The organism is Paraburkholderia sp. BGA-UO-ETr-F21, assembly GCF_059567925.1.
Window position 1 is genome coordinate 493,326 of the sequence record NZ_JCAQOY010000036.1, and the last position, 12,717, is coordinate 506,042.

Annotated in this window: 16 protein-coding genes; 7 read left to right on the forward strand and 9 right to left on the reverse strand. The window is 61.6% G+C overall.

Going from position 1 to position 12,717, the window contains the following annotated elements; genetic code table 11:
• The first annotated feature begins 361 nt into the window (after positions 1-361).
• Positions 362-571, forward strand: coding sequence for a hypothetical protein (locus AC57B1_RS23345; RefSeq protein WP_091807690.1), 210 nt, complete (start codon positions 362-364; stop codon positions 569-571).
• A 36-nt stretch (positions 572-607) separates the two neighbouring features.
• Here AC57B1_RS23345 and lhpH read toward each other — a convergent pair whose 3' ends face one another.
• Positions 608-1,615 carry a trans-3-hydroxy-L-proline dehydratase gene (gene lhpH, locus AC57B1_RS23350; RefSeq protein WP_408352941.1) on the reverse strand — a complete coding sequence of 336 codons (1,008 nt, stop codon included), beginning with the start codon at positions 1,613-1,615 and terminating at the stop codon, positions 608-610.
• Positions 1,616-1,653: 38 nt separating this feature from the next.
• Positions 1,654-2,775, reverse strand: coding sequence for a branched-chain amino acid ABC transporter substrate-binding protein (locus AC57B1_RS23355; protein ID WP_091807684.1), 1,122 nt, complete (start codon positions 2,773-2,775; stop codon positions 1,654-1,656).
• A gap of 356 nt (positions 2,776-3,131) precedes the next feature.
• Here AC57B1_RS23355 and AC57B1_RS23360 point away from each other — a divergent pair, with 356 nt between their 5' ends.
• Entirely contained in the window at positions 3,132-3,416 is a 285-nt protein-coding gene (locus tag AC57B1_RS23360) for a hypothetical protein (RefSeq protein WP_091807682.1), read from the forward strand.
• Positions 3,417-3,587: 171 nt separating this feature from the next.
• On the opposite strand, the gene AC57B1_RS23365 is transcribed toward AC57B1_RS23360, so the two are convergent.
• Both AC57B1_RS23365 and AC57B1_RS23370 read right to left on the reverse strand, forming a co-directional pair.
• A complete protein-coding gene (locus tag AC57B1_RS23365) occupies positions 3,588-4,298 on the reverse strand; it encodes a lysophospholipid acyltransferase family protein (RefSeq protein ID WP_408353021.1) in 711 nt (236 codons plus the stop codon).
• Positions 4,299-4,374: 76 nt separating this feature from the next.
• On the reverse strand, positions 4,375-5,622 hold the full coding sequence (locus tag AC57B1_RS23370; RefSeq protein ID WP_408352945.1) for an MFS transporter: 1,248 nt from the start codon (positions 5,620-5,622) through the stop codon (positions 4,375-4,377).
• Between the two features lie 384 nt (positions 5,623-6,006).
• On the opposite strand from AC57B1_RS23370, the gene AC57B1_RS23375 reads away from it, so the two are divergent.
• A complete protein-coding gene (locus AC57B1_RS23375) occupies positions 6,007-6,279 on the forward strand; it encodes a hypothetical protein (protein ID WP_496418811.1) in 273 nt (90 codons plus the stop codon).
• Between the two features lie 114 nt (positions 6,280-6,393).
• Here AC57B1_RS23375 and AC57B1_RS23380 read toward each other — a convergent pair whose 3' ends face one another.
• Both AC57B1_RS23380 and AC57B1_RS23385 read right to left on the reverse strand, forming a co-directional pair.
• On the reverse strand, positions 6,394-6,714 hold the full coding sequence (locus tag AC57B1_RS23380; RefSeq protein WP_408182517.1) for a hypothetical protein: 321 nt from the start codon (positions 6,712-6,714) through the stop codon (positions 6,394-6,396).
• Between the two features lie 309 nt (positions 6,715-7,023).
• On the reverse strand, positions 7,024-7,377 hold the full coding sequence (locus tag AC57B1_RS23385) for a hypothetical protein (protein WP_496418812.1): 354 nt from the start codon (positions 7,375-7,377) through the stop codon (positions 7,024-7,026).
• 100 nt (positions 7,378-7,477) lie between these two features.
• Between AC57B1_RS23385 and AC57B1_RS23390 the strand changes: the two genes are divergently transcribed.
• Positions 7,478-7,810: an H-NS histone family protein gene (locus AC57B1_RS23390; protein ID WP_091807673.1), complete on the forward strand. Its 333-nt coding sequence runs from the start codon at positions 7,478-7,480 to the stop codon at positions 7,808-7,810.
• A gap of 193 nt (positions 7,811-8,003) precedes the next feature.
• Here the strand turns inward: AC57B1_RS23390 and AC57B1_RS23395 are convergent, their stop codons facing one another.
• The 3 genes from AC57B1_RS23395 to AC57B1_RS23405 form a co-directional block, all read right to left on the reverse strand.
• Positions 8,004-8,528, reverse strand: coding sequence for an arsenate reductase/protein-tyrosine-phosphatase family protein (locus tag AC57B1_RS23395; RefSeq protein ID WP_496418813.1), 525 nt, complete (start codon positions 8,526-8,528; stop codon positions 8,004-8,006).
• Positions 8,529-8,750: 222 nt separating this feature from the next.
• Positions 8,751-8,951 (reverse strand): hypothetical protein, encoded by a 201-nt coding sequence (locus AC57B1_RS23400; protein WP_496418814.1) that lies wholly within the window; start codon positions 8,949-8,951, stop codon positions 8,751-8,753.
• Positions 8,952-9,290: 339 nt separating this feature from the next.
• Positions 9,291-9,983, reverse strand: coding sequence for a J domain-containing protein (locus tag AC57B1_RS23405; protein ID WP_408352953.1), 693 nt, complete (start codon positions 9,981-9,983; stop codon positions 9,291-9,293).
• A gap of 459 nt (positions 9,984-10,442) precedes the next feature.
• Here AC57B1_RS23405 and AC57B1_RS23410 point away from each other — a divergent pair, with 459 nt between their 5' ends.
• The 3 genes from AC57B1_RS23410 to AC57B1_RS23420 all read left to right on the forward strand — a co-directional run bounded on the left by AC57B1_RS23410 (position 10,443) and on the right by AC57B1_RS23420 (position 12,717).
• The gene (locus AC57B1_RS23410) at positions 10,443-11,102 is read left to right on the forward strand and encodes an NADPH-dependent FMN reductase (protein ID WP_091807666.1); all 660 of its coding nucleotides are present in this window, start codon (positions 10,443-10,445) and stop codon (positions 11,100-11,102) included.
• Between the two features lie 356 nt (positions 11,103-11,458).
• The gene (locus AC57B1_RS23415) at positions 11,459-11,674 is read left to right on the forward strand and encodes a DUF6566 family protein (RefSeq protein ID WP_091807664.1); all 216 of its coding nucleotides are present in this window, start codon (positions 11,459-11,461) and stop codon (positions 11,672-11,674) included.
• A 128-nt stretch (positions 11,675-11,802) separates the two neighbouring features.
• The gene (locus tag AC57B1_RS23420) at positions 11,803-12,717 is read left to right on the forward strand and encodes a ferritin-like domain-containing protein (protein WP_496418815.1); all 915 of its coding nucleotides are present in this window, start codon (positions 11,803-11,805) and stop codon (positions 12,715-12,717) included.

A 12,717-nucleotide genomic window follows, 5' to 3' on the forward strand; every position in this document is an offset into this window, starting at 1 on the left:
CGCTAACAATCCGAGTATTGGAGCAGGTGATAACAAAAGTGGATCGGGAGGCGTGTGCGGTGCAGCGAACCAGTCGGCACCGTTTTCGCAGAGCGGGCAGACTGCGCGAGTAGGTGCGCAAGTGCCGGTCTGCCCGACCAGGCAGCGTCGGCGGCAAGATGAATCACGCGAAAATCGCGCGCGGGCAACGGTCCACCCTGTGTGGTCGCCCCCTTTTTAGTTTATTTTTTTGCACTTGCACAACCGTCCGATCGCGCCGGATACTGACTTGGCCCGCGTTGTCTCCTCAGCGGGTGCATCAGTCTTCGCCCGCGTCGCGCGGGCTTCTTTTGAACGATGGATGCGAACGTCAGGAGGCGCCATGAAAGTCTGCGATGGATGCTCCGATATCGACGGCCGGCCCGTCGATGTTCAACGGCAGGAAAACCTCACCCTGATTGGCGTGGCGGAGCGCAACGGCGCGCTCGTTCTCGAGCACTACCGCTGCGACAAATGCCGGGCCATTATCGCCAGACAATTCGCCGGTGATTCCGACGAACGAATCTGGAGCGTTATCGAAACAGCCCATTGAGCGGTCGCCGCCGCCCGCTGCCGCCTGATGCCTGACCTATCGAACAAGGAACCCATAGGTGAGCGGATCACGCTCATCCAGTAGCCAGGTTGCCAGGCCGCAGACAAAAGCATTACCTTCCACCTCCGGAATCACGGCCTTGAAATCACCCACGGTCGTCTCGCTGAGAACACGCCCTTTGAATACCGTGCCGATAATGGACTCGTTCACCAGCGTGTCGTCCTTGCCCAACTTGCCGCGCAAATAAAGCTGCGCGACCCGTCCTCCGGTCCCGGAACCGGTTGGTGAACGGTCCACCTCACGGTCCGCAAACACGCAACAGTTGGCTTGCGTCGACTCCGCGTGCCGCGGCGCATTCGCAATGATGGTGCCGTAGATGTGGTTGATCTCCGGAATATGCGGGTGCACCACGGGAAACGCCCTGTTTGCCGCCTCCTTGACTTCGGCGCCGAAGCGCACGAGTTCTTCCACCGACGACTCCCGCACTTCGAGACCATGCGGCGCTCCGTCGGTGTAAAAGTAGAACGCGCCGCCGAATGCGATATCGCCGGTTACCGAACCGAACGACGGCGTCTCTACGGTCACGTCCTGCTTCCAGATAAACGACGGCACGTTGACGAAGCGAACGTTACCCGCGTGCTCGCCGTCCCACTTCACGAAGGCTTCGATGAAGCCGCACGGCGCATCGATGCCGATGCGCGTTTCGGGTATCTGACGCTGCACCCAACCCAGTTCGACCGCCGCCGTCGACAGCGCGATGACGCCGTGGCCGCAATGGTCGCTATACCCCTCGTTATGAAGAAAGATGATGCCGAAATCAGCGCCGGGGCTGACCGGTTCCGTCAGATACCCGCCGTACATGTCGGCATGCCCACGCGGTTCGAACATCAGAGCGCGGCGGATATCGTCGGCGTTTTCCTTCAGCCACGCGCGCCGCTTGACGATCGTGTCGCCCGGCAGACGCGGCAAACCGCTGGTGACAATGCGGAATGCCTCTCCGCCGGTGTGGACTTCGACAGTCTGGATCGTGCGTGAAATTTTCATGTTTGCTTCGTGAAGTGGCTGGGTCGCTTGCCGTTACGTTACTGACCGTACGGAACCGGCAAGCCGTTCTTGATGGTGTACACGGTGGTCGGCGCGCCCTTCAGGTCGCCGAACTCGTCGAACGAATAGGTGCCCGCGACGCCCTTATAGTTCTCCTTCGCGAGTTGCGCGGTCAGCTTCGCCTTGTCCGTGGTCGTCCCGGCCTTCACCATGGCGTCGGCGAGCAACTTCACGCCGTCGTAGTAGCTCACGGCGTAGACCTGGGTATCGATGTTGTACGCGGCCTTGTACTTCTGCAGGAACTCGCGACCGGCCGGTGTTTTCTCCAGCGCAATGCCGCCTTGGGCACAGTAGACGATCGACGCCGCGTCGCCGGCAACCTTGCCCATGTCGGCGGAGCAGATTCCGTCGCCGCCCAGCAGCTTCGCCCTGAGCCCACGCTGGCGCATCTGTTTGGCCATCGGCGCGCCTTGCGCCGCGTATCCGCCAAAGAAGATCACGTCAGGATTTTTGGACTTGATGTTCGTCAGAATGCCGAGGAAGTCGGTGGCCGACGAACTGGTGAATTCCTGGTCGACGATCTGAATGCCGTTCGCCTTGGCAACCTTCGTGAACTGCTCCGCCACGCCTTGACCGTAGGCCGTGCGGTCGTCGATCACAGCGGCCGTTTTGGCCTTCAACGTCTTCGCGGCGAATTGCCCCATCGTGCCGCCGAGTTGTTCGTCGCTCGCGCCGATACGGAAGATGTTCTTGAAGCCCTGCTTGGTCAGCGCGGGGTTGGATGCAACGGGCAGTATCGGCACGTTTCCGGCGTTGTAGACGCGCGAGGCCGGAATCGCCACGCCCGAGTTGTACGGTCCAACGACAGCGACCACGCCGCTGTCGACCAGTTTCTGCGCAACCTGCACGCCGATTTTCGGGTCGGCCTGGTCGTCCTGCGAATCCAGCTTGAAGGTGACCTTCTGCCCGGCGACGCTTACTCCTGCCTTGTTCAGTTCGTCGATGGCGAGGCGCGCGCCGTTCTCGTTGTCCTTGCCGTTCGGCGCTTGCGGGCCCGTTAGCGGAGCCGAATGACCGATGGTGACGACGACCTGGGCCGTCGCGGACAGGGTGAAACCAGCGGCCATCAATGCGGCCGCAGTCATTGCAAGACGTCGCATACGAACTCCGATTGGACTGGGGAGCAATCACCATATGCTCAATTCGGCGCCAATTCAATCTAACGCCCAGAACCGCGGCCACTTTCGGATCACGTCGCGGGTAATTTTCGAATCCAGCCACGACTCTTGCGCGTATATCAGCCAAGCCGGTGGATATCCGGCTCCAGCGCCGCTCTGTTAATTCCGGCGTTGACCCATGGTTGACCAGTGGCTTGCGGCTGAACGCGGCGTACTTCCGCGTCATTCAGACCCGAGCAGCTGTTTGCGCTTCGCCGCTGCGCAATCAGTCAGTCTTTAGCGGTAGATGAAGCTTCGGGGCGTGCTGAAGCATGCGCCGGAATCGCTGGAGAAATATTATGGAAAAGTTAACGCTCAAAGTCCTGCTGGCGCGGGTTGGTGTCGCATCGCTCTGTGCGTGCGCCGCTATGGTTGCGCAGGCTGGAGGCAATGGCAATGGCGGAAACGGCAGCGGCGGCTCTCACGGCGCCGCCACATCAGGCATGACCTACCACAGCGAGCCTATCTCGAGCCCCTGGAACCGGGTTCCCGGCGACATGACAAAGCATGCCGACACCGGCGCCTCCACCATGCCCGGCATGTCGCCGGACGACGGCGCCCAGTCGACCAAGACCGGGCAATAAATATTCACAGGGACATTGGTGCCGGACGTGGCGTGCTTGCGCGTCCGGTGCTGAGTGTCCAGACGACCTGGGGCGAGGCTGGGTTGAGAGGCTGGGTTGAGAGTCTCGGCTGAGAGTCAACGCCGAAACTGCAGGCCAACGATCACGTCCGAAAGTCAGCGCCGACAATCGTCAGAGCCGCTCCAGTTCGTTTTTCATCCAGTCATGAACGGCATGACTCAACTCTTGCTGCGTCATCTCCTGAGGCGAGAGCGCTGGCCCGATAACCACGCGAATATGCCCGCGTCGGTCAGGCCAGCCTTTCGTCGGCCAGACCTTACCCGCGTTCAACACCACAGGAACAGCAGGCACGCCGGTCGCACACGCCAGTCGAACGCCGCCCGATGTCATTCTCAACGGGGCATCGTGAAGCACCCGCGTCCCTTCCGGGAAAATGACGACGACATCGCCCTTAGCCAGCCTCTCCGCACTTTCCTTCGTCACAGCCTGGTGAGCCTGCCGGGCCGAGCCGCGGTTCAGGCTGACCATGTCGAGACCGCGCAGCACCCAGCCAAAGAACGGGATACGCAGCAGGTCTTCCTTGAACACGAAGCTGATGCGGCGTGGAATCAGCGCGAGAAACGCGAGCGTTTCCCAAGTCGATTCATGACGGCACAGAATGATCGCGGGGCCGTCGGGAAGATGTTCGAGCCCCTCGATCGAACATGACACGCCGGGCAGCCAGCGCATGACGAAAACCAGCGCACGGCACCACTGTTTCGCGAGCCAGTATCGTCCAGCCCGTCCGACGAAGGGAAACAGCAGGAGAATGACAATGGAATACAGCGTCCCGCTACCGAGCAGGTAAACAATAAACAGCCATTTGGTGATAGTAGAGCGCATCAGGACCTGGATCGGGTGGGTAAGCGGCGCAAGAATATCACCGTAACGCATTGAGACTGCGCGGAGCCGCCGATCATTAGTCCGTGCACGCGGGGCAAGCCAACGCCTCAGCCGCGACAGTCTGCTCACTGCGGCCGAAGCTCGCGAGCGCGGCGAGCCCCAGCAACGCGAGACCGCTGCCCAGCAGAAAGTCGGCGGAAATACCCACATGGTCCACCACCACGCCGCCCACCAGCGACCCCAGCGCGATCGCAACCTGAATGATGCTCACGAACAATGCCGAACCTGCTTCGGGTGAGTCGGGCGTAGCGCGCTGAATCCAGATGCTGAAGCACAGCGGCAACGCGCCGAACGAAATGCCCCACGCGAGCACGAGCGCCATGACGCCGATCGTCGAATGCTGAAGCAGTGGCAGCGATACCAGCGCGAACAGCAGCAGCGAAACCATCACGGCTAGCGACACTTTCAGGTTGCGCGTCACCGTCGACGAAACGGCGAAGTTCGAGAAGAAACCGATAATGCCGAAGCCGAGCAGCAGCCACGTGATCGTCGACATGTCCAGATTCGCGTTGTGCAGCAGGAAAGGCGTGATGTACGTGTACGACGAAAAGTGCGCACCGAACACGAGTGCCACCATCAACATGCTTCGGCGCGGATGCGGCCGGCGCAGTAGCGCCACCAGGTCGCGCAGGCGCAACGCGGCCTCAGAAGGCAAAGACGGCACGAAGAAGAACTGCGCGACGAGCGCGATAGCGACCAGCACGCCGGTTGCCATGAACGATTCGCGCCACGACGCGAAACTCGCGATGAACGTGCCGAGCGGCACGCCGATCACGGTTGCGCAGGTGACGCCGGTGAGGATCGTCGCCATGGCTCGCGCCGAATCTCTCGGCTTCACGAGCCGCACCGACGCCGCCGTGGCCAGCGTCCAGAAACCGCCCAATGCAGCGCCGAGCAGCGCGCGCCCGAGCAGCATGACAAGAAAATTCGGCGCAAAAGCCGAAATCAGATTCGAAGCGAGCAGCAAAGCAGTCAGTAAAAGAAATACCCGCCGCCGATCCATACGCCCCGCCACCAGCATCAAGCCCGGTGCTGAGATGGCTGCGATGACGCCGGGCACGGTGACCATCAGGCCGGCCGTGCCGGGCAGTACGCCGAGTTCCGCGGCGACCCGCGGCAACAGTCCGACCGGTAGAAATTCCGTCGTGACGAAAGCAAAAGCGCCGACCGCGACGGCGAGCACGGCAAGCCACGATCGCAGGGACGACGGGGCGCCGTCGTCCAGCGAGGCACTGCTGGACGGGAGAGTATCTTCGATCAACATAGTATTGTTAGCGAGTCTCTAAACAACAGATGGGATTGGAGCGGCCACACCGCGCTAATCCATTCACGAAGCGCAGGCACGATGAAAAAAGCAGGCCATGTTGGCCTGCTTGCCGGCAGCGATGCGAGTGCAGTCTGGAAAAATAGCGAGTGAAAACCCGAATGGAATACACCATAACATCGTATTAAATCGCTCGCTGACGACTGCGGAAAATTGCGGTCACGCGTGGGGTTATTCGTGCAGCGCTTGCGCGCGCAGCCTAAGCGAGCATGACGCTTCGATTCCCGGCAAATTCCAGTGGGGACGCTTGGGCACAGCGTTTGCTGAATGCCACGTCAGCGTTTAGCGCGCTTTCAACCGCTTATCACAACGAGGACATCGCACATGGTTAGCACCCGCCCCTGCACCGCCACTTGCATGATCGACGGCATGCCGGTCACCGTCACCTTTTATCCGGACAACGGCGTTTTGCGCATCGCCAATTCAGCGGGAACGTGCATCAGGGAAACGCGCTGGCATGCGTCGTGGCGCGCACTGCTGGATGAATTCCGTGGTTTCGCCGAACGCGCCACGGTGCAGGGCCATGATCTTGACGCGATGATGGGACGTCTACGCGAACGCGCCGGTCATTCGCAGCACGGCATGTCGCTCGCATAAGAGCGCTCGCTTAAGCAACAAGCACAGCGCAATGGTAAGCGACGGGGAAGTGACGGGAATGCGATGCCTGCAATGCACACCGCATTCCCAAAGATGAACTCAAAGATGAATCTGTCATTGACCAAAATAGACACTGCATTGCGGCCCGGAAGAAGCGCATCGCTGGCTTTGCCGGCTTCCCGCCTCCGATTGCCCCGCTGCCACGCCTCCATAGGACACGTTCTGTACCGGTTGGGCGCCGGCATTCATGCCCCCTGCCGGTTCGCCGAAAGACATATCGGTCGTCGCCTGCGCCGATTCGTTCGCGTTCCGTTGCATCAGCGCGCTGCTCGACAGTCCGGCGGCCTGCGGGCTTTGCATCTCCTGCGCGCTCGCCGTTTGCGGCGCGAGAACGAGCATGGCGCTGGCCGCCGCCATCAATAATCGTAGTTTCATGTCCAGACTCCTTGAATCCGGCGCAGCAGTTCTCGTCCTCCAGACAATCGGTCCGTGAAAAAACGCCCGGCGGCCCGATAGGGCTGACGGACGAGTCGATGTCGATGCGAACTGCTGCGGCGAGTCATCGAACTAAACGGGTACCACCTTGCCAGACCTGCAACCGATGTCGGACGCGTTCTCGCCAATGGCCGGAATCAGTCGTCGCAGGCTGGAAGTGCGGATTTTGGCTCCGCTGTTTCTTTATAGCTCGGCCACTCAGGAATTCAATCGCGGAACACCCGGCGTGGTCCAACGCGGCGGGTAAGTTCAAAAGCGTGCTTTTGAAACAAAATCAATCGACCCTGCACGTGCTTTGGCCACACAGTGCGTTATGATGCTGGCATAACGTAAATAATCGGCCCCGCGCGAGGCACCGGCGAGAGACGGAGCGTGGAGATGAAACCGGTCATCCGCAATCAATGCATCGTCAATAACGTTTCCTCCCTTGTGGGCATGAGGCTTATCCAGCCTTATCTGCCGCGCAGCGGAGCTGCTCGAATATCCATTGACTGATAACCTGGTTTGATAGGCGGCGGGTTCGGCCATATGCTGCGCCGCGATATAGGGAACGACGTTTTTTTCTGACGCTGCCTTTGGATTTCCTTCAATCGATAACCACACCGCGGGCCGTCCCCATCTATATGGGCTCGATGCTGTCGCGGTTTCCCCTTGCAATCTGTAATTGACAGAACGCTGGACGCTTTAGAAGGACGAATATCTTATGGACGAAAGGAAGCGAGATAGCATGATTGCGTATCTCCGCCACCGCATGGAAGAGTTTGGTATCAAACCAGAAGACCTTGCTGCAGTACTGGCGTCCGAGCCGGCTGCGAAAAAGGGCGAACGCTACCGCAGCGCGACCGGAGATAGCTGGGACGGCCAGGGTGAGATGCCCCAGTGGCTGAAACAGGCCATCAGCGCCGGGCAGTCTATCGATCACTTCGAGTTGTCGGCCGCGCCGGCGCCGGCGCCCGCGCCGCAGCCGAAAAAACGTGTGGACTGGCAAAATGATCCGTTCGCAGGCAGTCCGCTCGCGCGCTCGAACAATCGCTGAACCACCGCTGAGCCACCGCACCGCGCGGGCTCATGCTAATGATCGAGCGGCATAACGCCATGAAAGAACTGGCTTCGCGCGCTAACCGCATGCAGCCGTTGGCGACCCGCTGACTTCCGCGCAATCCGTGCGGTGGCCTTGCGTGACGCTTTGCTTTGAGCGCAGCCGTGTCCGAAGCGGCACCGGTTAGCGATTACGCGTCGCAAGTGGTGGCGCCGTGCGCCGAAACGATGGGCGCGCAAATCGTTGCCGCGTTGACCGTGGCCGATGGCGGCGCTGCGTATTCCGGCAGTTCGATAAACCCACTGACCTGCCGCACGATTTGCCAGAACACCTTGTCGAACAGGCGCGCGCGTTCGGACTCGGAGATATCCACGGCGAGCGGATCGGCGAAATGCCAGATGCACGACGGTGGTGCACCCGGAAACGCGGGCGCATGGCGTGCGTCGACGGATTCGTCCAGCGCGATGACGAGGTCCATGCGCGGCGCCCATTCCCCGGTGAATTCCAGCCAGCTTTTCGGGCTGAGCACGCCGAGATCCGAGATGCCTGGCCGCAATTGCGCGACCGCGAATGGATGAACCCGGGCGGCCGGCTCCGGTCCCGCGCTGAAAGCGTCGAACCGGTGTCCCGCCAGTTCCCTCAATAGAGCTTCGGCGATGATGCTGCGTGCCGAATTCTCGCGACAGAGAAACAGCACCTTATATTTTCTGGTCACGCTTACCCCGTACCCTGTATTTTTTTGGTTCTATCTGCAATTCTGCCGGCTCAGTCTTGCGCCCTCGTGACACTACGATGATCAAATTTGTTGCGCCACGAGAATTTGTACCAGGGGAGTTTCATTCACGGACACCGTGCGTTGCGCCGGCCCGAAGTGTACCAGCGCACGCGCAAAGCTTTCATTGAGCCTTCATTCAAGAGCAACCGAAACGCGCGCGTTTCAGACGGAAGCGTCGGTCTCGCGCTGACCGGACACGATCCGGTTGGCTGCATCGCTTCCGCTGGCCGTCGGTGCGGGCGGAGTGTCGAACAACATCGCCGCGGGCGGCGTGCTGATCGCCTTCACGCCATTGGCAATACCCGGTGCCGCGACGTAGGGAATAAACGCCGCCACCGCAACGACTACGATGAAAGTGAACATGGCCGTCGTGCCTCTAGGGATCGACTGCGTGGAAATCGAGCGAAGCGGTTCGCGTGGCAATGAGCAGGCATCGCTCTTACTTGCCGTGATCGGACCTCGCATTCCACGGCCATGTCTTTGATTCTAGAAGCGCAAATTCGGGCGCTAAAGCCCGCTCTCTATATCAATTCGGTCTACCTCTATGGTCTAGCGGCCAAGGCGCTATTCCTCACATGGCTGCGATTCGAGGGCTCCTGTTTCGGCCCGAAACTCGGCCCGAAACGCGACAATCGCCGCCGACGCGCGAGCATTCCGCTTGCGCGGCCGACGTCAATGGCGCCGGGCCATCAGCGCGACAGGTTAAAACCGCAATCCATTGAGAAACTGAAACCACAAGCCTTCGAAGACACCCGCCGGATGAGCTTCGGCTGCGGGTTCCGCACGCTTGTCAGGAGCGGTGCGGTTGGCCTGCGCGGCTTGCGTCGCGCCGTCCTGTTTCGCAGACGTGGTTTCGGGCTGCGCTGATACATCGGCAGTATCGGCAGCCTCGGGCGCATTGACCGTATCGGCCGCCGCGTTCGCTTTTGCCTTCGCAGCTTCACGGCGCGAGATCTGCAGCGCCGACACGCTATCCGCGATCTGCGCGGCTCGCCGCGCCTCGCAGCGACGCCCGAGCAGCACGCCGAACAGCACATCGCGGTTGTGGCCATCATCGGCGAAACGCATGGCTAGCGAGACCATCTCCGCATACGCCGCCTCTTCAGCGGCGCGCGCCGCCGCTTCCCGCTCGGCGCGGGCCTGCTGCTGGCGAGCGCGTTGCGCTTCCCAGCCGCGCATCTGCTCGGCGTAGACCGAGTCGTACACCTTGCGCTGCGCGGCGTCGGAGAGGATCGCATACGCGTCCTTGATTTCCTGGAAGGTGGCGCGCGCAACTTCCTCGGCGCCGCCATTTCGGTCGGGATGCCACTTCATCGCGGCCTTCCGGTAGGCCCGCTTGATTTCTTCGTCCGTGGCGTGCGTGGGCACGCCGAGGGTGTCATAAAGGGTTGCCATTGCTTGCTCGACCTCGCGGTGATTCGCTTCGCGGACCATCGTAGCATGCAAAAAACGGCTTTATCGTGAAGCGGTCCGCGCGGGCGCTGCTCGCTCGCAGGATAAAAAAAGGCCCCGCCACTGGCGTGGCGAGGCCGAATCCCATGTCAAGGAGATGTCATGGAGGAGACGATTCGATCATAGCCGCCCGTTGTCGCGCCCCCAACCAATGCTTCGCCATATGCTTATCCGGCGCGGCCTCAAGTGCATTGCAGGGCGTGTTACATGGCCCCGCCGTACCGGCGGCGGGCGCACCGCCACTGCGCCAACACGCCGCGCGGTTATATCGTTAGAACAAAAAGTCGCTTCGTGCCGCGCCCCGCGCTCATTAAGATGACACTTCAAAGTCCGGTTCGCCCCGGTCCGCTGCGCGCAGCCCCGCGCCGGCGCATCGTGAGCCGCTACCGAAGGAGCATTTCGTTGACCAGTTTCGATCATTCTCGCCGGCCGCTCGTCGTCGGCATTGGCGGCACGACGCGCGCCGCTTCGTCGACCGAGCGCGCACTCGGCTTCGCGTTGCGTGGCGCGCAAGCCGCCGGCGCGAACACCCGCCTGTTCGGCGGCACCTTCCTGCATAGCCTGCCTCACTATGCTCCGGAACAGCCCCACCGCACGGACGAGCAGCTCGAACTGATCGAGGCCGTGCGCCACGCGGACGCGCTGATCATCGCCACACCGGGCTATCACGGCGGCGTATCCGGTCTCGTCAAGAACGCGCTCGACACGCTGGAAGAACTGCGCGCCGACGAACGCCCGTATCTGGACGGCCGCGCGGTCGGCTGTATCGTCACGGCTTACGGCTGGCAAGCCGCCGGCTCGGTGCTGACGTCGTTGCGCTCGATCGTTCACGCGTTGCGCGGCTGGCCCACGCCGTTCGGCGCCGGCATCAACACGCTGGAAACGCGCTTCGATACCGTCGACACCTGTTCCGACGCGAAGGTCGTCGATCAGCTCGCCACGGTCGGCCAGCAAGCCGCGCAATTCGCGCTGGCGTTCAACGCTCATCGCACGCCGGACGCCGCGCCGATCGGCAGCGCGCTCAAGGACACGCCGTCCGCACGCCTGCTGCACGCGGTTTGATTCCCTCGGTTTAACTCCCTCGGTTTAGCTCCCTTCTCTGCCTACCGTCTCACGACGCCGTGGATCCGCCTGGGCGGCCACGGCGGTCGTCGTCGTTCGTGCAAACCGTGCGGCACATAACAGACCCGCAATCCACAACGCCGGATAGTGTGCTCGAACACAGCGCATATGATCCGATCGGGGCTACTCCTAACCTGCCTGCTGATTTGCTAACGACGATTGATTGGTTCACCCGCTGCGCAGCGCGGCCTAGGCTTTGACCTGCCCGCTGATTTACCGGCCGCGTGACGCTACGGGTTGCGTCCGACGAGCCGGCCTTCTCGCAACGCACGCGGGGACACTGACTGTCAAAAATCATGAACGCACATATTCGCTACAAGGGTTATGAAGTTGCACCGGCCGCACAACAGCTTCCCAATGGCCTGTTCGCCGCCAACCTGACCATCGAGAAAACTTCCGCGAGTCACGCTCAGGCGTATTCATTCGACGCGCTCGATTACTTCTTCGACGAAGAACACGCTCTTGCCTACGCATTCCGCTGGGGACGCATGTGGATCGATAACCACCAGTAACGCCACTCGCTTCAAGCGCATCATGCGCGTCGGGAGCGGCGCCGCGAGGCGTGCGCCGCTCGACGTCGGAATTTGAAGGGTTGTGCCAGAATAGGCGACACATCGAGTTCGCCCTCTGTACGCCTGCCATGTCCGACACACTGACAGATGTTGCCGAAGACCGCACCCTGCGCCATTGGACCTTCCACGACCCCGCCCGCGTGAAGATCGGTTCCGAGGCGCACAAGCAGATGTTTTGCCGCATGCTGCTTGAAACCCACAACCCCTATAAGCCGGCCGTGATCGACTGGCCGGCGTTGCCGCCGGATGCGCTCGAACGGCTGTGCGCGTTGCCGATCTGGGACATCGCGGTGCAGACCGAAGGCCGCGCGTCGATCGCCGTGCATACCTATGCCGCGCAATTGAGCGATCCCCTGCTGCGCGAAGCGATCACCATGGACGGCGACGAAGAAGCACGTCACAAGCACGTGCTCTCGAAGCTGATTGCCGCCTACGGGATCGAGATCGCACCCGAGCCACCCTATCCCGTCCCGCGCGACGCCGAGTGGGAATGGATGCGCACGGGCTATAGCGAGTGCATCGACAGTTTCTTTGCGTTCGGGCTGTTCCGCTCGGCGCAGCAGTCAGGCTTTTTCCCCGAGGCGCTGGTCGAGACTTTCGAGCCCGTGATTCAGGAAGAGGCGCGCCACATTCTGTTTTTCATCAACTGGGTGGCGTGGCATCGCCGCACCATGCCGCTGTGGCGCAGACCGTGGCACGCGTTGCGCGTAGCCGCGATCTGGGTGGTGCTGGTCTGGCAGCGTGTGGCGATCGCGAAAGGTATCGACGCTGAAGGCATGGCGCACGATTCGAATTTCCTTCCCGCGAGCAGCGGCGTGATCGGCGAAGCCATGAACGCACGCGACCTGTTCGCGTTGTGCCTCGCGGAAAATGACCGGCGCATGAGCGGCTACGATGCAAGACTGTTGCGTCCCAAGCTGGTGCCGACGCTCGCGCGTCTCGCGCTGCGCTTTATGAAACCCTCGCGCCGGACACCGACATAA